At 68.1% G+C, this 20,665-nt stretch carries 19 protein-coding genes and 2 tRNA genes; 6 read left to right on the top strand and 15 right to left on the bottom strand.

Annotated features, from left to right (window positions below; genetic code table 11):
* Positions 1–82 precede the first annotated feature (82 nt).
* On the bottom strand, positions 83–616 hold the full coding sequence (locus tag SLUN_RS20145) for a peptidylprolyl isomerase (protein ID WP_108150285.1): 534 nt from the start codon (positions 614–616) through the stop codon (positions 83–85).
* Between the two features lie 274 nt (positions 617–890).
* On the opposite strand from SLUN_RS20145, the gene SLUN_RS20140 reads away from it, so the two are divergent.
* Positions 891–1,574, top strand: coding sequence for a DUF5324 family protein (locus tag SLUN_RS20140; protein WP_108150284.1), 684 nt, complete (start codon positions 891–893; stop codon positions 1,572–1,574).
* Between the two features lie 55 nt (positions 1,575–1,629).
* Here the strand turns inward: SLUN_RS20140 and SLUN_RS20135 are convergent, their stop codons facing one another.
* Positions 1,630–2,004, bottom strand: coding sequence for a DUF6344 domain-containing protein (locus SLUN_RS20135; protein ID WP_108150282.1), 375 nt, complete (start codon positions 2,002–2,004; stop codon positions 1,630–1,632).
* Between the two features lie 251 nt (positions 2,005–2,255).
* Positions 2,256–2,328, bottom strand: a tRNA-Ala gene (locus SLUN_RS20130).
* A gap of 179 nt (positions 2,329–2,507) precedes the next feature.
* On the opposite strand from SLUN_RS20130, the gene SLUN_RS20125 reads away from it, so the two are divergent.
* The gene (locus tag SLUN_RS20125) at positions 2,508–3,056 is read left to right on the top strand and encodes a helix-turn-helix domain-containing protein (protein ID WP_108150280.1); all 549 of its coding nucleotides are present in this window, start codon (positions 2,508–2,510) and stop codon (positions 3,054–3,056) included.
* A gap of 57 nt (positions 3,057–3,113) precedes the next feature.
* Positions 3,114–4,478 carry a serine/threonine-protein kinase gene (locus SLUN_RS20120; RefSeq protein ID WP_108150278.1) on the top strand — a complete coding sequence of 455 codons (1,365 nt, stop codon included), beginning with the start codon at positions 3,114–3,116 and terminating at the stop codon, positions 4,476–4,478.
* A gap of 15 nt (positions 4,479–4,493) precedes the next feature.
* On the opposite strand, the gene SLUN_RS20115 is transcribed toward SLUN_RS20120, so the two are convergent.
* The 12 genes from SLUN_RS20115 to dnaA form a co-directional block, all read right to left on the bottom strand.
* Positions 4,494–5,948, bottom strand: coding sequence for a hypothetical protein (locus SLUN_RS20115; protein WP_108150276.1), 1,455 nt, complete (start codon positions 5,946–5,948; stop codon positions 4,494–4,496).
* Positions 5,945–6,334: a hypothetical protein gene (locus SLUN_RS20110; RefSeq protein ID WP_108150274.1), complete on the bottom strand. Its 390-nt coding sequence runs from the start codon at positions 6,332–6,334 to the stop codon at positions 5,945–5,947. The genes SLUN_RS20115 and SLUN_RS20110 overlap by 4 nt, the downstream gene beginning before the upstream one ends.
* A 274-nt stretch (positions 6,335–6,608) precedes the next feature.
* Positions 6,609–6,743, bottom strand: coding sequence for a DLW-39 family protein (locus SLUN_RS40495; RefSeq protein ID WP_003958712.1), 135 nt, complete (start codon positions 6,741–6,743; stop codon positions 6,609–6,611).
* Between the two features lie 168 nt (positions 6,744–6,911).
* A tRNA-Ile gene (locus SLUN_RS20100) sits at positions 6,912–6,985 on the bottom strand.
* Between the two features lie 69 nt (positions 6,986–7,054).
* Entirely contained in the window at positions 7,055–7,618 is a 564-nt protein-coding gene (locus SLUN_RS20095) for a DUF3566 domain-containing protein (RefSeq protein WP_108150272.1), read from the bottom strand.
* An 87-nt stretch (positions 7,619–7,705) separates the two neighbouring features.
* A complete protein-coding gene (gyrA, locus tag SLUN_RS20090) occupies positions 7,706–10,297 on the bottom strand; it encodes a DNA gyrase subunit A (protein ID WP_108150270.1) in 2,592 nt (863 codons plus the stop codon).
* 41 nt (positions 10,298–10,338) lie between these two features.
* On the bottom strand, positions 10,339–12,402 hold the full coding sequence (gene gyrB, locus SLUN_RS20085; protein WP_108150268.1) for a DNA topoisomerase (ATP-hydrolyzing) subunit B: 2,064 nt from the start codon (positions 12,400–12,402) through the stop codon (positions 10,339–10,341).
* Between the two features lie 523 nt (positions 12,403–12,925).
* Positions 12,926–13,510, bottom strand: a complete 585-nt coding sequence (locus SLUN_RS20080; RefSeq protein ID WP_108150266.1) for a DciA family protein — start codon at positions 13,508–13,510, stop codon at positions 12,926–12,928.
* Positions 13,507–14,634 carry a DNA replication/repair protein RecF gene (gene recF / locus SLUN_RS20075; protein ID WP_108150264.1) on the bottom strand — a complete coding sequence of 376 codons (1,128 nt, stop codon included), beginning with the start codon at positions 14,632–14,634 and terminating at the stop codon, positions 13,507–13,509. Before recF ends, SLUN_RS20080 begins: the two co-directional genes overlap by 4 nt.
* A gap of 30 nt (positions 14,635–14,664) precedes the next feature.
* Complete coding sequence (gene gnd / locus SLUN_RS20070) at positions 14,665–15,543, bottom strand: phosphogluconate dehydrogenase (NAD(+)-dependent, decarboxylating) (RefSeq protein WP_108150262.1); 879 nt, start codon at positions 15,541–15,543, stop codon at positions 14,665–14,667.
* 146 nt (positions 15,544–15,689) lie between these two features.
* Positions 15,690–16,820, bottom strand: coding sequence for a DNA polymerase III subunit beta (gene dnaN / locus SLUN_RS20065; protein WP_108150261.1), 1,131 nt, complete (start codon positions 16,818–16,820; stop codon positions 15,690–15,692).
* 816 nt (positions 16,821–17,636) lie between these two features.
* Positions 17,637–19,415 (bottom strand): chromosomal replication initiator protein DnaA, encoded by a 1,779-nt coding sequence (gene dnaA / locus SLUN_RS20055; RefSeq protein WP_108150259.1) that lies wholly within the window; start codon positions 19,413–19,415, stop codon positions 17,637–17,639.
* Positions 19,416–19,780: 365 nt separating this feature from the next.
* Here dnaA and rpmH point away from each other — a divergent pair, with 365 nt between their 5' ends.
* The 3 genes from rpmH to yidD are packed head-to-tail and all read left to right on the top strand — an operon-like array spanning position 19,781 to position 20,664.
* Entirely contained in the window at positions 19,781–19,918 is a 138-nt protein-coding gene (gene rpmH / locus SLUN_RS20050) for a 50S ribosomal protein L34 (RefSeq protein WP_006381191.1), read from the top strand.
* A gap of 18 nt (positions 19,919–19,936) precedes the next feature.
* Positions 19,937–20,308, top strand: a complete 372-nt coding sequence (gene rnpA / locus SLUN_RS20045) for a ribonuclease P protein component (RefSeq protein WP_108150257.1) — start codon at positions 19,937–19,939, stop codon at positions 20,306–20,308.
* A complete protein-coding gene (gene yidD / locus SLUN_RS20040) occupies positions 20,305–20,664 on the top strand; it encodes a membrane protein insertion efficiency factor YidD (RefSeq protein ID WP_108150255.1) in 360 nt (119 codons plus the stop codon). Before rnpA ends, yidD begins: the two co-directional genes overlap by 4 nt.
* The last annotated feature ends 1 nt before the right edge of the window (position 20,665 follow it).

The raw sequence follows: 20,665 nt of genomic DNA, 5'->3' as shown, positions 1-20,665 counted from the left end.
TAGCTCAACACACCGCCCCGCTCATCCATACGGATGGGCGGGGCGAAATGGTTCCCCCGGAGAGCCCTGGGGAGGCTGTGGTTCAGCCCTCGCGGGTCTCCACGACGACGGACTGGATCACGACGTCGCTGACCGGGCGGTCGGTGCGCGGGTTGGTCTGGATGCCGGCGATGGCGTCCACGACCTTCTTGCCCGCCTCGTTGGAGATCTGACCGAAGATGGTGTGCTTGCGGGTCAGCCAGGCAGTGGGCGACACGGTGATGAAGAACTGCGAGCCGTTGGTGCCCGGGCCGGCGTTGGCCATGGCCAGCAGGTACGGCTTGTCGAAGGCGAGGTCCGGGTGGAACTCGTCCTGGAACTCGTAGCCCGGGCCGCCGGTGCCGTTACCCAGCGGGTCACCGCCCTGGATCATGAATCCGCTGATCACGCGGTGGAAGACCGTGCCGTCGTACAGCTTGTCCGAGGACTTCTTGCCGGTCGCCGGGTGGGTCCACTCCCGCTCGCCCTGCGCGAGCTCGACGAAGTTCTTGACGGTCTTGGGCGCGTGGTTCGGCAGGAGCCGGATCTCGATGTCGCCTTGGTTGGTCTTCAGGGTGGCGTAAAGCTGCTCGGCCACGATCTGCCTTCCGTAAGTCTGCTCTGACGTCTCCCGATCCTTGCACGGAAGCATCCCGTACGGATAAAAGCCGCCGAGTAGTCGCCGGAGCGGCGCGTTATGAGGCGAACCGTGGCATCGTCGACCGCAAGCTCCCTACATGACCCGGATGCCCGCCCCGCATGCCGAGGCGGCACTCAAGAGGCATGATTTTCAAACGGGTGGAAAGGCGAAACTGTGCCCAACTGGGGATAAACCCTCAGTCCCCCAGAACGCCACCGAGGAGGAGGATCCCGTGACCCGCATGGAGAGCGTGCGCGCCGCGACCGATACGGCGAGGGAAAGCGTGCTGCACGCCGCGGAAGTGGTGGCGCCCTACGCCGGCACGGCCAAGGAGCAGGCCGCGCATTATGCGCAGGAGGCCCGCGTTCGGCTCGCGCCCAAAGTCTCGAAGGCCGCTTATCAGGCCCGTGTGCAGTACGGCGCGCGTGTTGCGCCGCATGTGCCGCCAAAAGTGGACGAGGCCGCGCACCGAGCCGCGTTTCAGGCCCGGAAGGCCGCTCGTCAGGCGGCGGATTACACCGTTCCGCGTGTCGAGCACGCGGTGGCCGTCGCTCAGCCCGTACGGGAAGAGGCCGCGGCCCGCTCCGCTGCCGCACTGGCCGCACTGCGCGGACAGGTGACGGCGAAGGACATTCAGAAACTGGTGCGGAAGCACGAACGGCGGTCCAAGGCCGGACGCCTCGCCAAGGGCCTCCTGGTCATCGGCGTAGTGGCCGTCGGAGCTTTCGCCGTCTGGAAGTGGTGGGACAAGCAGGCCAACCCCGATTGGCTGGTGGAACCGCCCGCTGCCACGGAGGTTTCCGACCGTGCCCCGCTGACGTCCGTCGACGGCAGTGCGGCTGCGCTCGACCCCGAGGTGCAGGCGAAGCAGGCCGAGGCGGAGGCGGAGGCTGCGGAGCGCGACGAGGATCGCTGAGCCCAGACCGCTCGCAGGGCAGGTGGCGCCGGAAGAGGTGACAGCTCCCGGCGCCTCATGCCGCGGCGAGCGCCGGGTCCGCGACCGGGTCCGCGTCGGAGCTCAGCTCATCGTCGGCGTCGATCGCGGACAGGTGACGGGTCGCGGGAGACGATCCATGGGCCTCGGCGCGGATGCGCTGCTTGATCGTGGGCGGCAGTGACCTGTCGCGCGCCGTCGGGCTCCATCGTGTATTGGGCACGGGTACCGTCGCCCGCACAGCTTGCCGGCGCGCCTGCTTCGGCAGGGCCGACCGGAGCGCCCGGTCCGGCGTCTGCACGGCGGGCTGCTGCGCGGCGGCGGCCGCGGTGGTCAGACCCGCCGAGGCAAGCAGCGCAAAGAATGCGGTGATGAACGCGGTCCACAGACTCTTGACCTTGAAGGCGGCCATGACCCCTCGCTTTCGGGTTGAGCGATCTACATACCTTCCTCATGATGTGTACGCATCTTGAGAAGTGGGGGAGCGACGCCGCCGCTGTGCAGTTCTTCGGATGAACACCACCCGGACGGTCCAATGACGGCCCGATGACGGCCCAAAACCTGGCCTGAGCACGGCCTGAGCACGGCCCCACGGCAGTAGCACGGCAGCAAAAAAAGGGCGCTCCGACCTGTTCTCAACAGGTCGGAGCGCCCTTGGTGCTGTGGAGCCTAGGAGATTCGAACTCCTGACATCTGCCTTGCAAAGGCAGCGCTCTACCAACTGAGCTAAGGCCCCGGAAGGGTGGGTACGACCGAGCAGAAACGTGCCTCGGCCACCGCCGGAGACCAGAGTACCGGGTCACCCCCGTGATCCTGCAAAAGGATTGGGACTCCCGGTCCGCGACCACCCTCCGTAGGATGCTCGACGAGGTTCGCAGCAGCGAAGCCCGCTTGGGGAAGCGATGGGGAGACGCGATGGACGCCGCACAGCAGGAAACGACCGCAAGAGCCAGAGAGCTGCAGCGCAGCTGGTACGGAGAGCCGCTGGGGGCGCTCTTCCGTCGGCTCATCGATGACCTCGGTCTGAACCAGGCCCGGCTCGCGGCGGTGCTCGGTCTTTCGGCTCCGATGCTCTCGCAGCTGATGAGCGGCCAGCGCGCCAAGATCGGCAATCCTGCGGTGGTCCAACGGGTACAGGCGCTGCAGGAGTTGGCGAGTCAGGTCGCCGACGGCAGCGTCAGCGCCTCCGAGGCCACCGAGCGGATGGAAGAGGTCAAGAAGTCGCAGGGCGGCTCCGTGCTGACCGGCACCACTCACAGCACCAGCAGCTCGGGTGCGCCGACGGTGCGCCGTGTCGTACGGGAGATCCAGTCGCTGCTGCGCTCGGTGGCGGCCGCGGGCGACATCATCGATGCGGCGGACTCCCTCGCCCCGAGCCACCCGGAGCTGGCAGAGTTCCTCCGGGTGTACGGCGCGGGGCGCACTGCCGACGCGGTCGCCCACTACGAGTCGCACCAGAACTGACCGAGAGCTGACCGAGGCAGGAAGCCTCACAAGGGAACGGGGAGCGGGCGCAGCACAATGGGTGAGGTCTTCGCTGGTCGGTATGAACTGATCGACCCGATCGGACGCGGTGGTGTCGGCGCTGTCTGGCGCGCCTGGGACCACCGGCGCCGTCGTTACGTGGCAGCCAAGGTCCTGCAGCAGAGCGATGCGCACACTCTGCTGCGCTTCGTCCGCGAGCAGGCTCTTCGGATCGATCATCCTCATGTCCTCGCCCCGGCCAGCTGGGCCGCGGACGACGACAAGGTGCTGTTCACCATGGACGTGGTGAGCGGCGGATCGCTTGCGCACGTCATCGGCGACTACGGTCCGCTGCCGCCCCGCTTCGTCTGCACCCTGCTCGATCAGCTGCTGTCCGGACTGGCCGCGGTGCACGCGGAGGGGGTCGTGCACCGCGACATCAAGCCGGCCAACATCCTGCTCGAGGCCACCGGAACCGGGCGGCCGCATCTGCGGCTGTCCGATTTCGGAATCTCCATGCGCAAGGGCGAGCCGCGCCTCACCGAGACCAACTACGTGGTGGGCACGCCCGGTTATTTCGCACCCGAGCAGATGCTGGGCGCCGAGCCGGACTTCACGGCCGATCTCTTCGCGGTCGGCCTGGTGGCGCTCTATCTCCTCCAGGGCCAGAAGCCCGACTCCAGGGCTCTGGTCGAGCACTTCGCCAACATCGGCACCCCCGGCGCTCCCCAGGGCATCCCGGAACCGCTGTGGCAGGTGCTCGCCGGTCTGCTGCAGCCCGACCCGCAGGCCCGGTTCCGTACGGCCACGGGAGCGCGCAAGGCGCTCACGGCCGCCGTCGAGATGCTTCCGGAGGCGGGCGCCGACGAGGAGCCGGTCGAGGTCTTCGACCAGATCGGACCGCTCCCCGCCGGATTCGGCCCCACCGGTCCCGTACCCGGTGCCGGAACCGACCCCCAGGCAGGTCAGCAGCCGGCACAGCAGGGCGCTCAGGCCCCCGTACAACAGCCTCTCCCGGCGTCACAGACGGGCAGCTTCCATCTGGCCCCGCCACCGCAGCAGCCGCCGCCCGCACAACTCCCGCACCCGGCCCAGCCGTCCACTCCTCCCCCCGTGCCGGCGGCCGCGGAACCCACGCCAACCCCACCCCACACCGTACCGGCGCACAGCGCCTCCCCGCTTCACACCCCCGCGCCCGAGCAGTCCTCGCAGTCCCGGACCGCTCCGACCGCGCCGGTGCACTACGAACCAGCTCTTACCCGTGCTTACACCGCTCAGAGCCCGCAGGTTCCGCCCTCGCACGCACCAGTTCCGCAGGCGGCACACAAGCGACCGGGACCGCCCCCGAAGGTTGCGATCCCGGTGCTGCTCGTTGCGCTGCTCTGTTTCGCGGTCGGCATCTGGGCGCTGACCCAGTCCTGAACCACCGGCCCTGAACTACCAGGCGGGCGGGGGTCCGTACTGTCCGGGCGGCGTCTGCCCGTGTGCCTGCCCGTGTGCCTGCCCTTGCGGCTGCCCCTGAGCGTGCCCGGAGGCCTGCCCATGCACGTGCCCCGGCGCCTGGTCCTGAACCGGGAAGGGGCCAACCGCCGGAGCGGGCCCCTGCACCGGGGCCGCCCGCCGCCGCGCGAGCAGCATCCACACCCCGAGCCCGAGCACCAGCACGGTCCCCGCCCCGATCCCGGCGGCGGCGACCAGCTTCATCGTGCCGCTCTGAGCCACCTCGGGCGCGCTCTTCCCGCTGTCGGCCGCCTCCTGGTCGTCCTGGGTGACCTCGAAGTCCCCGGCGGGCCCCGCGTACGACGGAGCGCTTTTCGCCTCGCCCTCGACGTTCACCCGCAAGGTCAGCGGGAGTGCCTTGTTGCCGTACTCCTCGGCGATCTTCGGGTTGAGCGTGACCGACAGGTAGTACCAGCCGGCGAACCGCATGGCGCTGGTTGCGCTGCTGGAGGCGTACCGGTTCTCGTACGCCACCGGAGGCAGCGGATCCAGCGCGACCGACTTCTGCTTGCCGTCGTAGTACATGCTCGATTCGTCCGCGACATAACCGCGGGCCGGGTTGTGCAGCGACAGCACGAGCGCGTTGCCGACGCCCGCGGCGTCCTCGGACGCAGTGCTCGTGCCCAGGTCGGCGCTGGCAAAGATCTGCTGTCCCCAGTTCACCGGCACCCGGTAGAAGAGCGTCTGGCCGGGGGTGATCCCGTCCTGCCACTCGCCCTGCCTGAGGCTGGTGGCGTCGAAGAAGCTCGTACCGCCGGGGCGCTTCTCCGGGCCACCGTCGGGCGCCGCGGGGGAGGCGGACGGCCAGTTCTCGCGCGGCGCGGTCGGGCCGGCCGCCTTCAGCCCCGGCTCCGAGGCGAAACGGATCTCGACGTCCCATGCCTCGGGCGTGGAGGTGGCCTCGGCGGTCCTCTCCAGGAGCACGTAGTACGCGCCCGCCTCCTGGCAGCTGTTGCGGTCCTTGACGATCGTCCGGTCCGCGTACGCGGCGACCGGCCGGGCGTACGTGGCGGAGCTGAACTGCGCGTCGTTGTCACCGCACTTGATGCCCTCGCGGTCCTCGACGCTCACGGACAGTTTGTCCGCGAACCCGACCTTGGTGGCCGGCTTGGGGACGGCCACCGCCGAGATGTACGCATTGGTCTTGGCGTCCAGATCGAGGCGGTAGTAGCGCTTCTCGCCCGGCTTGATCTTGTCCTTGTAGGTCGAACCGGCTGTCAGGGACGGCCCGTCACTGTTGACCGCCGAGCCCTGAACGGGCTTCGCAGCACTGTCGAAGTCGTAAGGATTGGGCTCACCGGCCGCCCAGGCCCGCCCGGGCAGCGCTGCCACCGCGCACATCGCCGCCACGCAGGCGAGCGTCACCCGGCCCCTGCCGCGCTGCCTCTTCACGCGCTTCTCCTTGTTGAGTCCGTTGAGTTGGTCGAGGGCGACGATTCCGTGGTCGAGTGCGCGACCGTGGCAGCACCCGCGGCCCGCCTGCGCCGTACCAGTACCAGCACCAGGCCCGCGACCACCACGAGCGCACCGCCCGCCACAGCCGCGGTCCCAGTGCCGGACCATCCTGCCCGTTCGGCCGCGTTGCTGTCTGCGCGCGCGGCCGAATCACCCTTCTTGTCCGCCTTCTTCGCCACAGCGGGGGCGTCGTGTTGCGGCCCGGCCAGTTCGCCGCCCATCACCGCCACCCGCAGCACTACGCCGATCTGCGGGTTCTCGGCGATCTCGGCGGACTTCGCGCCCAGCGTGACGGCGATGTAGAACCCGCCGCTGGTGTGCACCGGAACGGGCCCCCAGGGCGAGCAGCGCCGCGCCGATCATTGCCACCGCCGTACGGCGGCCCAGCCATGCCTTCACCATGTCCCCCCAAGACCAAAATTTGCACTTGCAACTTAATGGTTTACTGAAGGGAACTCAAGGCCAGGATTGTCACGGTCATGCAACGCCACCGAGGCGCTCAGGCAGCACGAAATCCCGGCCGGCACGGAGCCCGGAGCAGCACGAAGCCCCGGCCGCTTCAGCGACCGGGGCCCGTGACTCAAGACCGTTTGCGTCTCACACACCCGAACCTGCGGGCACGGAGTCGGTCGCCTCCGTCCACAGATCCTGCTCGGCGCGATCCGCCTGGATCTGGCGGTACACGAGGAGCCCGCCGATGGCGGCCAGTGCGACCAGGAGAAGCTTCTTCACCGCGCGACCTCGTCTTTCCTTGACGTATGAGGACTTCTGGCGCCCGACTATACACACCGACCGATACCGATCGGTGACCTGCGTACGGCCTCCGTACGCCCCAACTCCGGCCCCGGACAAAGCGATCGGCCCGCACGGAGAATCTCCGTACGGGCCGAATCGTCACTGTGGGGCTAACAGGATTTGAACCTGTGGCCTCATCCTTATCAGGGATGCGCTCTAACCAACTGAGCTATAGCCCCGCCGCGCTGCGCGCTGACTCATGAAGATTAGCGCACGTCGGGGCCAGTCCCAAAATCGGTTGTCCCGTCTCACTCGTCCTCTGCGAGCGTGAGCTCGACACCGCCCACGAAACCGGCGGAGAGGTTGTAGATAAAGGCTCCGAGCGTCGCCAGCGCTGTGGCCAGCACCACGTCGATCACCGCGATCACCGAGGTGAAGATCAGCACCCGCGGCAGCGAAAGGAACGACTGAAGGTCGAAGCCATTGCTCTCGTTGGAGCCGGTGGCCTCGCTGATCGTCCCGCCCACCGTGGAGAAGACGCCCATCGCGTCCATGACCATCCATAGCACCGCGGACGCGATCACCGTGCAGATCCCCAGCGCGATGGAGAGCAGGAAGCTGACCTTCATCACCGACCACGGATCGGCCTTGGCCACCCGCAGCCGCGCCTTGCGGGTCCGCGGCGTCGTGCGCGCCCCGGTCCGCGGCCGGCGCACAGCGGTGCCCGCCTGCTGCCCGCCATGCGTGCCGCCCCCGCCGGGCGGCGAGGGATAGGCCTGCGGCGGGTGGTACGGCTGCCCGGCCTGCTGCGGCGCCGACTGCTCGCCGCCAAACATCTCGTACGGGGGCTGAGGCCCCCGGGTGTCCGTCACCGTAACCCCCTGGGAGTCCGCGGCAGGGCCACGGGCACCGTTCGCTCCGGAAGCGGCCGATCCGGCGCCCGTGGCTCCACTCACGCTTTACTCCTCGTGCTCCCCGGCCGAGGACTCACTGCCCTCGACTGCCGCCTCGACCGCCTCATTGTCGGCCTCTTCGGTCCCTTCGACCTCTTCGGCCTCGCGACCTGCCTCGGCGTTACGAGCGATACCGACCACGGCATCGCGCTTGCCCAGGTTGATCAGTTGGACGCCCATGGTGTCACGGCCCGTCTCCCTGACTTCATTGACTCGCGTACGAATCACACCGCCGCCGAGGGTGATGGCAAGGATCTCATCGGTCCCCTCGACCACCAGCGCACCCACGAGTGAACCGCGGTCCTCCACGATCTTGGCGGCCTTGATACCGAGGCCGCCACGACCCTGGACGCGATACTCGTCGACGGCGGTCCGCTTCGCGTACCCACCATCAGTGGCAGTGAACACGAACGTACCGGGCCGGACGACATTCATCGAGAGGAGCTCGTCTCCCTCACGGAAACTCATCCCCTTCACGCCGGATGTCGCACGCCCCATCGGGCGCAGCGCATCGTCCGTCGCGGTGAACCTGATCGACTGCGCCTTCTTACTGATCAGCAGCAGATCGTCCTCGGCGGACACCAGCTCCGCGCCGATCAGCTCGTCGTCGCTGCCGTCCTCCGTCTCCCGGAGGTTGATCGCGATCACACCACCCGAACGCGGCGAGTCGTAGTCCTTCAGCGACGTCTTCTTCACCAGGCCGCCCTTGGTGGCGAGCACCAGATAGGGCGCGGCGTTGTAGTCGCGGATCGCCAGGATCTCGGCGATCTGCTCGTCCGGCTGGAAGGCCAGCAGATTCGCGACGTGCTGTCCGCGCGCGTCCCGGCCGGCGTCGGGGAGTTCGTACGCCTTGGCCCGGTAGACCCGGCCCTTGTTGGTGAAGAACAGCAGCCAGTGGTGCGTGGTCGAGACGAAGAAGTGGTCGACGATGTCGTCTTCCTTCAGCTTCGTACCGCGTACGCCCTTGCCGCCGCGCTTCTGCGAGCGGTAGTCGTCCGTCTTCGTACGCTTCACATAGCCGCCACGCGTGATGGTGACGACGATGTCCTCCTCGGCGATCAGGTCCTCGATGGACATGTCACCGTCGAAGGGCACCAGCTTGGAGCGCCGGTCGTCGCCGAACTTCTCGACGATGACGGCCAGTTCCTCGCTGACGATCTGACGCTGCTTCTCCGGCGAGGCGAGGATCGCGTTGTACTCGTTGATCTTCTGCTGCAGCTCGTCGTGCTCGGCGACGATCTTCTGGCGCTCCAGGGCGGCCAGTCGGCGCAGCTGCATCTCGAGGATGGCATTGGCCTGGATCTCGTCGATGGAGAGCAGCCCCATCAGGCCCGTGCGCGCGGTCTCGACCGTGTCGCTGCGCCGGATCAGAGCGATGACCTCGTCGATCGCGTCCAGCGCCTTGAGCAGACCGCGCAGAATGTGCGCCCGCTCCTCCGCCTTGCGCAGGCGGAACTTCGTACGCCGGACGATGACCTCGATCTGGTGCGTCACCCAGTGGCGGATGAAGGCGTCCAGCGAGAGGGTGCGCGGCACACCGTCGACCAGTGCCAGCATGTTGGCGCCGAAGTTGGTCTGCAGATCGGTGTGCTTGTAGAGGTTGTTCAGCACGACCTTGGCGACCGCGTCCCGCTTCAGCACGATGACCAGGCGCTGGCCCGTACGGGAAGAGGTCTCGTCGCGGACGTCCGCGATGCCGCCGATCTTGCCGTCCTTCACCAGGTCGGCGATCTTCTGCGCGAGGTTGTCGGGGTTGGTCTGGTACGGAAGCTCCGTGACCACCAGGCACTGGCGGTTCTGGATCTCCTCGACCTCGACGACCGCGCGCATCGTGATCGAGCCACGGCCGGTGCGGTACGCCTCCTCGATGCCCTTGCGGCCCACGACCAGCGCGCCGGACGGGAAGTCCGGGCCCTTGATCCGCTCGATGAGCGCGTCCTGCAGCTCCTCGTGCGAGGCCTCCGGGTGCTCCAGCGCCCACTGCGCGCCGGCCGCGACCTCACGCAGATTGTGCGGCGGGATGTTGGTCGCCATACCGACCGCGATGCCGGCCGAGCCGTTGACCAGGAGGTTCGGGAAGCGCGCCGGCAGGACCGTCGGCTCCTGGTTGCGCCCGTCGTAGTTGTCCTGGAAGTCGACGGTCTCCTCGTCGATGTCCCGGAGCATCTCCATCGACTGCGGCATCAGCTTGCACTCGGTGTACCGCATGGCGGCGGCGGGGTCGTTGCCCGGGGAACCGAAGTTGCCGTTGGAGTCCACCAGCGGCATGCGCATCGACCACGGCTGGGCCAGCCGGACCAGGGCGTCGTAGATCGAGGAGTCGCCGTGCGGGTGGTACGTACCCATGACGTCACCGACGACGCGGGCGCACTTGTAGAAGCCCTTCTCGGGCCGGTAGCCGCCGTCGTACATCGCGTAGAGCACACGACGGTGGACGGGCTTGAGACCGTCCCGTACGTCGGGCAGGGCACGCGAGACGATGACGGACATCGCGTAGTCGAGATACGAGCGCTGCATCTCCGTCTCGAGCCCGACGGGCTCGATCCGCATGACCGGCTCTTCTTCTTCGGTGGTGGCGGGGGTGTTTTCGTCGGCCATTGCTGGTCAAGATCCTTTCGAAGCGGTCAGCTGAGACCGACTCAGATGTCGAGGAAGCGGACGTCCTTGGCATTGCGCTGGATGAACGAGCGCCTTGCCTCGACGTCCTCGCCCATCAGCACCGAGAACAGGTCGTCGGCCTGTGCCGCGTCGTCCAGGGTGACCTGGCCGAGCACGCGGTGGTCCACGTCCATCGTGGTGATGCGCAGCTCCTCGGCGTTCATCTCGCCGAGACCCTTGAAGCGCTGGATCGAGTCTTCCTTGATCCGCTTGCCGTTCTGCTTGCCGAGCTCGACGAGCGCGTCGCGCTCACGGTCCGAGTACGCATACTCGAAGTCGTCCCGGCCCCACTTGATCTTGTAGAGCGGCGGGCGGGAGAGGTAGACGTGCCCGGCCTCGACCAGCGGCCGCATGAAGCGGAACAGGAAGGTCAGCAGCAGGGTGTTGATGTGCTGGCCGTCGACGTCGGCGTCCGCCATCAGAATGATCTTGTGATAGCGGAGCTTCTCGATGTCGAAGTCCTCGTGGACTCCGGTGCCGAAGGCCGAGATCAGCGCCTGGACCTCGGTGTTCTGCAGGATCTTGTCGATCCGGGCCTTCTCGACGTTCAGGATCTTGCCTCGGATGGGCAGGATCGCCTGGTACATCGGGTTACGGCCGGACTTCGCCGAACCACCGGCGGAGTCACCCTCGACGATGAAGATCTCGCACTTCGTCGGGTCGTTCGACTGGCAGTCACTCAGCTTGCCCGGCAGCGACGCCGACTCCAGCAGGCCCTTGCGACGGGTCAGGTCACGCGCCTTGCGGGCCGCGACACGCGCCGTCTGCGCCTGGATGGCCTTGCGGATGATGTCCGCGGCCTCGTTGGGATTGCGGTCGAACCAGTCGTTGAGGTGCTCGTGCACGACCTTCTGGACGAAGGTCTTCGCCTCGGTGTTGCCCAGCTTGGTCTTGGTCTGACCCTCGAACTGCGGCTCACCCAGCTTGACGGAGATGATCGCCGTCAGGCCCTCGCGGATGTCCTCGCCCGCCAGGTTGTCGTCCTTCTCGCGCAGGAACTTCTTCTCGCGCGCGTACCGGTTGACGAGACCCGTCATGGCCGCACGGAAGCCCTCTTCGTGCGTACCGCCCTCATGCGTGTGGATGGTGTTCGCGAAGGAGTACACACCCTCCGTGTACTGCGAGTTCCACTGCATGGCGATCTCGGCCGAGAGCAGACGCTCCTTGTCCTCGGCCTCGATGTCGATGACGGTCGGGTGGATCAGCTCACCCTTGCGCGAGTTGAGGTACTTCACGAAGTCGACGATGCCGCCCTCGTAGTAGTACGTCACCGTGCGGACCTGGTCCTCGGCCGCCTCCTCGACGGTGTCAGCACCGGCGGTGGCCTTCGCCGACTCGCGCTCGTCCGTCAGCGACAGGGTGAGGCCCTTGTTGAGGAAGGCCATCTCCTGGAAACGGCGCGAGAGCGTCTCGAAGGAGTACTCGGTCGTCTCGAAGATGTCCGGGTCGGCCCAGAACGTGACCGTGGTGCCGGACTCGTCGGTGGCCTCGTTCTGCGCGAGAGGGGCAGTGGGGACGCCGAGTTTGTAGTCCTGCGTCCAGCGGTAGCCGTCGCGCTTGACCTCGACGGAGACCCTGGACGACAGGGCGTTGACGACCGATACACCGACGCCGTGCAGACCGCCGGAGACGGCGTAGCCGCCGCCGCCGAACTTGCCGCCGGCGTGCAGAACGGTCAGCACGACCTCGACGGCCGGCTTGCCCTCGGACGGGACGATGTCCACCGGGATACCGCGACCGTTGTCGATCACGCGTACGCCACCGTCGGCAAGGACCGTGACATCGATGGTGTCCGCGTGCCCGGCGAGGGCCTCGTCGACGGAGTTGTCGACGACTTCGGTCACAAGGTGATGGAGTCCACGCTCACCGGTCGAGCCGATGTACATGCCGGGGCGCTTGCGGACCGCGTCCAGACCCTCGAGGACGGTGATCGCGCTGGCGTCGTACGAGGCTGTGACCTCGCCGTTGCCGCCGGCAACAGTGGACGGAATGTTCTCGTTGGGGTTGCCGGAATCGGCCACGAAGCGCCCTTTCTGGCACAGCACAAGCCGTTCTCCGGGCAGGCGGGAACGGCTGCGTCGTTCGACATGTTCCGCGAGTGGGCGGGATTGTCTGCCAGTCTACCGGTACCGCCGACCCGAATGGGGGTTTGCCGGTAGCTGAGTCCTCATGTGCCGCCCTGAACCCTGACGGTCCGACTCCCCATATCCGGGAAGGGGCTTCAGGAGGCTCACACGGGCATTGAGCGCTTCGGCCTGTCAACTACCCACTACGGTGAGGGACACCTCACACGCCTCGCCCGTTTTCCCCCGGCTCGCCCGACTCGGGGCAGAGCGAGGTCTGGGGGCGCGGGTGCGGGTGATCGGGCGCTGCACGGCGACGGCGACGGGCGGGTCACGGCGCCTTGCGGGGGCTCGTCGGCGCGAGCCAGATCACATGGGGCCGCGGCGCCAGGGTCGCACCCGTGGGTCTCTGCGGCGCGAGCCAGATCACACGCGGCTGCGCCCGGGCGTCCGGGGCGCGGCCCCCGGTTTCGGGAAGGGGGGAGGGGAGAAACACCCCCCGCTCTCACCCGTACGTGTCCCCCGGCCCCACACTCCCCGGAGCCCTCAACGGCCCATACCTCCGCGGCGGCCCCCCCGGCCCCAGCACCTTGATCAACTTTACGGTCCCCTGCCCCAGGTCCTCGTTCAGCCGCGCCACCAGCCGCGGCGCCAGCAGCCGCAGCTGCGTCGCCCACGCCGTCGAGTCGCACTGCACCGTCAGCACGCGCTCATCCTCGTCGTACTTCTGCGGCACACAGTGGTTCGCCAGGTCCTCGCCCACGATCTGCGGCCAGCGCCCCATCACCCCGCCCACCGCGGCCGGCGTCTCCCAGCCCCGCTCGGTGATCAGCCGGTTGATCGCCGCACCCAGCGGCAGCGGATCGCGCCCGTCCGCCCGCGCACCCGACCGTAGGCCGCCACCCCGCCTGGCCTGCTTCTTCTGCTGGGCCGCCGCGCCCCGCGCCTTCGCCTGCTCCTTCGCCGCGCGCAGCGCGACCCGCGCCAGATCGACCCCCGACGACTCGGGCGCCTTCGGCTGTTCCGCAGGCTGACCTGCAAGCTCCCCCGGAGACCGGTCGCCGGCCTGACGGCCGGAATCGTCGCTCATACGCGCGCCACCTCGCCCTCGGCCACCTCGTACCGCACCCCCGCCAGCACACCCGGCACATCGTCCTCGACCGCCGCCGTCACCAGCACCTGCTCGCCCGGAGCCACCAGTTCCGCCAGCCGCTCCCGCCGCCGGGCGTCCAGCTCCGCGAAGACATCGTCCAGGACCAGCACGGGCTCATTGCCCTCGGCCCGGAGCAGGTCGTACGAGGCAAGCCGCAGCGACAGCGCGTACGACCAGGACTCGCCATGGCTGGCGTACCCCTTCGCGGGCAGCTGCCCCAGCCTGAGCACCAGATCGTCGCGATGCGGCCCGACCAGCGTCACACCCCGCTCGATCTCCTGCTTGCGCACCTCCGCAAGCGCGGCAATCAGCTGCTCGCACAGCTCGTCGCGACCGTGCACACCGCCCGCCCCACCGGCGGAGGAACGGTACTCCAGCGCGATCGGACCGCCGCCCGGCGCCAACTGCTCGTACGCCTTGTCCGTCAGCGGCTGCAGCGCCGCGATCAGATCGATCCGCTGCGCCAGCAGCTCCGCCCCCGCCCGCGCCAGATGCTGGTCCCACACATCCAGCGTGGACAGATCCATCCCGCGCCCACCGTGCCGTCGCGCCATCGCCGCCGACTTCAGAAGGGTGTTGCGCTGCTTGAGCACCCGCTCGTAGTCGGACCGCACGCCCGCCATCCGCGGCGAGCGCGCCGTGATCAGCTCGTCGAGGAACCGGCGCCGCTCGCCCGGATCGCCCTTCACCAGCGCCAGGTCCTCCGGCGCGAAGAGCACCGTCCGCACTATCCCGAGCACATCACGCGGTCTGACCTGCGAGGACCTGTTGATACGAGCCCGGTTCGCCTTCCCCGGATTGAGCTCCAGCTCGATCAGCTGGGAGCGCTCGCCCTGGGTGACGGCCGCCCGGATGACCGCCCGGTCCGCCCCCATCCGGACCAGCGGAGCGTCCGACGAGACCCGGTGGCTGGCCAGCGTCGCGAGATAGCCGACCGCCTCGACGAGGTTGGTCTTGCCCTGCCCGTTCGCCCCCACGAACGCGGTGACGCCCGGGTCGAGAGGGACCTCGACCCGGGCGTACGAGCGGAAGTCGGCCAGCGACAAATGCGTGACGTGCATGGATGTACGCCGACCTCCCCCGGCTCAGGGCTACTTCTTGTTCTCGACCGCGTGGCCGCCGAACTGGTTGCGCAGCGCCGCGATCATCTTCATCTGCGGGGAGTCGTCCTGCCGGGACGCGAACCGCGCGAACAGCGACGCGGTGATCGCGGGCAGCGGCACAGCGTTGTCGATGGCGGCTTCCACAGTCCACCGGCCCTCGCCGGAATCCTGTGCATAACCGCGCAGCTTCTCCAGGTGCTCGTCTTCGTCGAGCGCGTTGACCGCCAGGTCGAGCAGCCAGGAACGGATGACCGTGCCCTCCTGCCAGGAGCGGAAAACCTCGCGTACGTCGGTGACCGAGTGGACCTTCTCCAGGAGCTCCCAGCCCTCGGCGTAGGCCTGCATCATGGCGTACTCGATGCCGTTGTGGACCATCTTGGCGAAGTGGCCGGCGCCGACCTTGCCCGCGTGGACCGCGCCGAACTCGCCCTCGGGCTTGAGCGCCTCGAAGATCGGCTGGACCCTCGCGACGTGCTCGGCCTCGCCGCCGTACATCAGCGCGTAGCCGTTCTCAAGGCCCCAGACGCCGCCGGAGACACCGCAGTCGACGAAGCCGATGCGCTTGATGCCCAGCTCCACCGCGTGCTTCTCGTCGTCCGTCCAGCGGGAGTTGCCGCCGTCGACCACCACATCGCCCGGCTCCAGCAGCGCGGCGAGCTCGTCGACGGTGGACTGGGTCGCGGCGCCGGCCGGGACCATCACCCACACGACCCGGGGGGCCTTCAGCTTGCCCACAAGCTCTTCGAGGCTGTGGACATCGGCGAGGTCCGGGTCGCGGTCGTAGCCGATGACGGTGTGGCCCGCGCGGCGGATGCGCTCGCGCATATTGCCGCCCATCTTGCCGAGGCCGACGAGACCGAGCTCCATCACAGATTCCTTAAGCGTTGTATGCCGATTCGTACCCGGCTCCGAGCCTACGCCCGGGCAGTACGCACGGCCTGACGGGCCTGCTCACGTCCGAGCAGGCCCGTCAGGAACGGTCGGTTCGTGCCCTGTACGCCGTGTCCGCTGTCTCAGCCGGACAGCCGCACGGGCATGATCAGGTACTTGTACGCCTCGTCCGCCTCGGCATCCACCGCCGGCTTGCCGCTCAGCAGCGCGGGCTTGGTGGAGGTGGTGAAGGACAGCTGGGCGACCGGCGAGTCGATGGCACTCAGGCCGTCGAGCAGGAAGGTCGGGTTGAAGGCGATCGAGATGTCGTCGCCGTCGAGGTTCGCGTCCACACGCTCCACAGCCTGTGCGTCGTCGCTGGAACCGGCCTCCAGGATCAGCACGCCCTGCTCGAAGCTCAGGCGCACCGGAGTGTTCCGCTCGGCGACCAGGGCCACACGCTTGACGGCCTCGACGAAGGGCGCGGTCTCGATGACGGCGACCGAGTTGAACTCGGTGGGGAACAGCGTCCGGTACTTCGGCAGATCGCCCTCGAGCAGACGGGTCGTCGTCCGCCGCCCGGCACCCTCGAAACCGATCAGCCCCTCGCCCGCACCCGAGCCGGAGAGCGCCAGGGTGACCGTGTCACCGCTCGTGAGCGCCTTGGCGGTGTCCAGGAGCGTCTTGGCGGGCACCAGGGCGACCGCGGAAGTCTCCGGGTTCTCAGGCTTCCACAGGAACTCGCGGACCGCGAAGCGGTAGCGGTCGGTGGAGGCCAGGGTGACGGAGTCGCCCTCGATCTCGATGCGTACGCCGGTGAGGACGGGGAGCGTGTCGTCACGGCCGGCGGCGATGGCGACCTGCGCGGCGGCGGAGGCGAAGACCTCACCGGGCACGGTGCCGGTCGCGGTCGGCATCTGCGGCAGCGCCGGGTACTCCTCCACAGGCAGGGTGTGGAGTGTGAATCGCGAGGAGCCGCAGACCACGGTCGCTCGTACACCGTCTGTGGAAATCTCCACCGGGCGGTTGGGGAGAGCGCGGCAGATGTCGGCGAGGAGCCGGCCGGAGACCAGAACGGTGCCGCCCTCGTCGACCTCCGCCTCCACGGAGACGCGGGCCGAGACCTCGTAGTCGAAGCTCGAGAAGCTGAGGGCGCCGTCCTCCGCCTTCAGAAGAAGGCCCGCGAGTACGGGCGCCGGCGGACGGGCCGGGAGGCTGCGGGCCACCCAGGCCACCGCCTCCGCGAGTACATCGCGCTCCACCCGGATCTTCACCGGAACCGCCTCCTGCTGTTGCTGGCTCGCCCTGCTGGCCTTCGTCGTCGGCTGTATCGCCGGGGACCAGTCTGACGTACGGCACCGACAGTCGGTGCGGGTCGGGGTCAAGTCGTGGCAAGAGGTGTCGGGGGCTCCGGGCTCGAGTTGTACACAGGGCCTTCTTCGAAGCGAATTTCCCCGTAACTCTAGGGGGCAGTAGTAGTAGGGCCTGTGGAAACGGTGGATAACGTCATCTGTGCAGGTCAGACCCGTTTTTTTGTCCACCGGGCCTGTGGGTGGAGCCGGTGGAAAACCGGGTCGTTCTGTGGACGCCCGAAAGTTCTGCACACCCGATGCACAGCCCGAGGGGACTTTTCCCCAGTGCTGTCCCCAGCTTTTCCCACGTTCCCCACAGCCCAACCGACCACGTCGGTGTGACGGCTTTCACTCGACACGGTGAGACCTGGTGTTTCGTTGCCGAACAGTGGACAGGGGTGTGGAGAAGCTGTGGGCAACGCGGCTCCGCCTGTGGGCCGCCGGTGGACAACGCCGATCACGCCCTGTGGACGATCTCCGTGTCCACAGTCTGTGGAGAACGGTTGGCCACAAATCCACAAGCAGTTGACCTGGTGCGATGAAGTTCCACCAGCCGTGCCTGTGGACGCGATCTGGACAACTTTCCAGTCCCCAGGCTGTGGACGGAAGATCCTCCCCAGATCTGTGGAGAACGGCACCCGGCCGACGCGTATTCGAACGCCGCAGACGTACGGAACGACGAAGGGCGCCCCGGGACTTCGTCCCAGAGCGCCCTCGAAGGCCTCTTCGCCGGCCGCCTCAGCCGTTCTTGATGCGGTTGGTGAGCTCGGTGACCTGGTTGTAGATGGAGCGCCGCTCGGCCATCAGCGCGCGGATCTTGCGGTCCGCGTGCATCACGGTCGTGTGGTCGCGGCCGCCGAACTGCGCGCCGATCTTCGGCAGCGACAGGTCGGTGAGCTCCCGGCACAGATACATCGCGATCTGGCGCGCCGTCACCAGCACCCGGCTGCGCGAGGATCCGCAGAGATCCTCCACCGTCAGTCCGAAGTAGTCGGCGGTCGCCGCCATGATGGCGCTCGCGGTGATCTCGGGAGCCGAGTCCTCCCCGCCCGGGATCAGGTCCTTCAGCACGATCTCGGTGAGCCCGAGATCCACCGGCTGCCGGTTGAGCGACGCGAACGCCGTCACCCGGATCAGCGCGCCCTCCAGTTCGCGGATATTGCGCGAGATCCGGGAGGCGATGAACTCCAGCACCTCCGGCGGGGCATTGAGCTGCTCCTGCACCGCCTTCTTGCGGAGGATCGCGATCCGCGTCTCCAGCTCCGGCGGCTGTACGTCGGTGGTCAGCCCCCACTCGAAGCGGTTGCGCAGCCGGTCCTCCAGGGTCATCAGCTGCTTGGGCGGCCGGTCCGAGGACAGCACGATCTGCTTGTTGGCGTTGTGGAGCGTATTGAAGGTGTGGAAGAACTCCTCCTGCGTCGACTCCTTGCTCGCCAGGAACTGGATGTCGTCGACGAGCAGGATGTCCACATCGCGGTACCGCTTGCGGAACGTGTCGCCCTTGCCGTCGCGGATCGAGTTGATGAACTCGTTGGTGAACTCCTCGGAGCTCACATACCGCACCCGAGTGCCGGGGTAGAGGCTGCGCGCGTAGTGCCCGATGGCGTGCAGCAGGTGGGTCTTGCCCAGGCCCGACTCTCCATAGATGAAGAGGGGGTTGTACGCCTTGGCCGGTGCTTCGGCGACCGCGACCGCCGCCGCGTGCGCGAACCGGTTGGACGCGCCGATGACGAACGTGTCGAAGAGGTACTTGGGGTTCAGGCGGGCTTGCGGCTCACCGGGGCCGGATGCCGGCGACGGCTGCGCGCCCAGCGGTCCCGGGGCGCCTCCGGGGGCGCTGCGGTGCCGGGGCTGGTGCTCCGGGAGGCCGTGCCGCTCCGGACGCTGCTGCTGATGCTGCTCGTACTGCTGGCGCTCGGGCGGCTGCGGCTGCCGGTAGTCGTGCTGGGGCTCGCGCGGCCGGGCGGTGGCATAGGGGTCGCGGTCCTGGAAGCCGCCGAGCCGCGGCTGCTGCCACAGGTCCTCCTGGGTGCGCGGCCAGGCGCCGGGTTCCGGTCGCTGCTGCTGGTGCTGCTGGTACTCGGGGTAGGCGGGGCGGACGTTCGGCAGTCCGTCGTCGGCGGGCCGGTGCCCGTACCCGTCGTAGTGGTCGTTCTGTCGCGGCTCATCGTGCTGCGGGCCCTGATAACGGGGCGCCTGCGGCTGCTGCTGCGACGGGGGTGCCTGCGGGGCCGGGGGCTCGCCCACGGAGTCGTCGACGGTGATCGCGATCCGGATCGGGCGGCCGCACTCACGGCTGAGGGTCTCGCTGATCAGTGGGGCGAGCCGGCCTTCGAGGACCCGCTTGCCCCATTCATTGGGGACGGCGAGAAGAGCGGTGTCAGCCACCAGTGCGAGTGGCTGGCAGCGCTCGATCCACTGCTTGTCCTTGGGCTCGATGCCCTGCTGGCCCTCCGCGAGGAGCTGCTCCAGCACTCGTGGCCACACTGCGGCAAGATCGGCAGGTACATCAGCCACAAGGCACGCTCTCTCACAGGTCCCGTCCCACGAATGTGTGGTTCTCGGGACGGGATGGGAAGACAGGCAGGAAAGGAATTGGAGTTCAGCCACGGTAGTCAGGCGAAGCCGCGCGGTTCAAGTTGTTGTCCACAGGCTGTGCACAGTGGACCCCGCCACGGGGCTGGTTTGACCGGATGGCTCAGCCGCGCGTACCGTAACCAGGTCGAGTTGTCGATGGCTGCTGCCGCCTGCCTCCGATGGGCAAAGATCACGGTCTGTGATCGTGAAGCGGTGCACTCGGGCGTAAACGCGAGCTACTCGTGGGCGCACGGTGACAGCCAGGCGATGTCCCGCCATCTACGAATTACTTCTGGAGCCCCCGAGTGAGCAAGCGCACCTTCCAGCCGAACAACCGTCGTCGCGCCAAGACCCATGGCTTCCGCCTGCGGATGCGCACCCGTGCCGGCCGCGCGATTCTCGCGAACCGCCGTGGCAAGGGTCGCGCGAGCCTGTCCGCCTGATCACTAACAGGTCATGACGTGCTGCCTACCGAGAATCGGCTGAGGCGGCGCGAGGACTTCGCGACCGCGGTACGCCGGGGACGCCGGGCCGGACGCCCGCTTCTCGTCGTCCATCTACGCAGCGGTGCAACGGACCCGCACGCGCCTGGGGAGAGCGCTCCCCCGACGCGTGCGGGTTTCGTCGTGAGCAAGGCTGTGGGCGGGGCGGTCGTACGCACCAAGGTCAAGCGAAGACTGCGCCACCTGATACGCGATCGGCTCGCCGAGCTGCCCCCCGGTAGCCTGGTGGTCGTACGGGCGCTGCCCGGTGCGGGCGACGCCGAATATGAACAGCTGGCCCGAGACCTGGATGCTGCTCTTCAGCGGCTGCTGGGAGGGGGCGCGCGATGAAGTACCCGCTGCTGGCTCTGATCAAGCTGTACCAGTGGACGATCAGCCCGTTGCTGGGGCCTGTCTGCAGGTACTACCCGTCGTGTTCGCACTACGGATTTACGGCCATCGACCGACATGGCGCGGTGAAGGGCACTGCTCTCACCGCCTGGCGCATTCTGCGGTGCAATCCGTGGTCGCCGGGCGGCGTGGATCATGTGCCCCCGCGCAAGCGCCCTCGTTGGCACGAAATGCTGCGCGAAGCCTTGCGTGGCAGCAAGGGCGGGCACTCCGCCGCTGATGTGCCTCACCGGGAGTCGGCCCCCGAACCCCCGAGCCCGGCCGCAGAGACTTCGCCCAATGCTCAAGGAGCCTGAT

The sequence above is a fragment of the Streptomyces lunaelactis genome (genome assembly GCF_003054555.1).
Taxonomy (GTDB): Bacteria; Actinomycetota; Actinomycetes; order Streptomycetales; family Streptomycetaceae; genus Streptomyces; species Streptomyces lunaelactis.
Note: the sequence above shows the minus strand (reverse complement) of the source record. Positions and strands in the feature narration are given on the sequence as shown.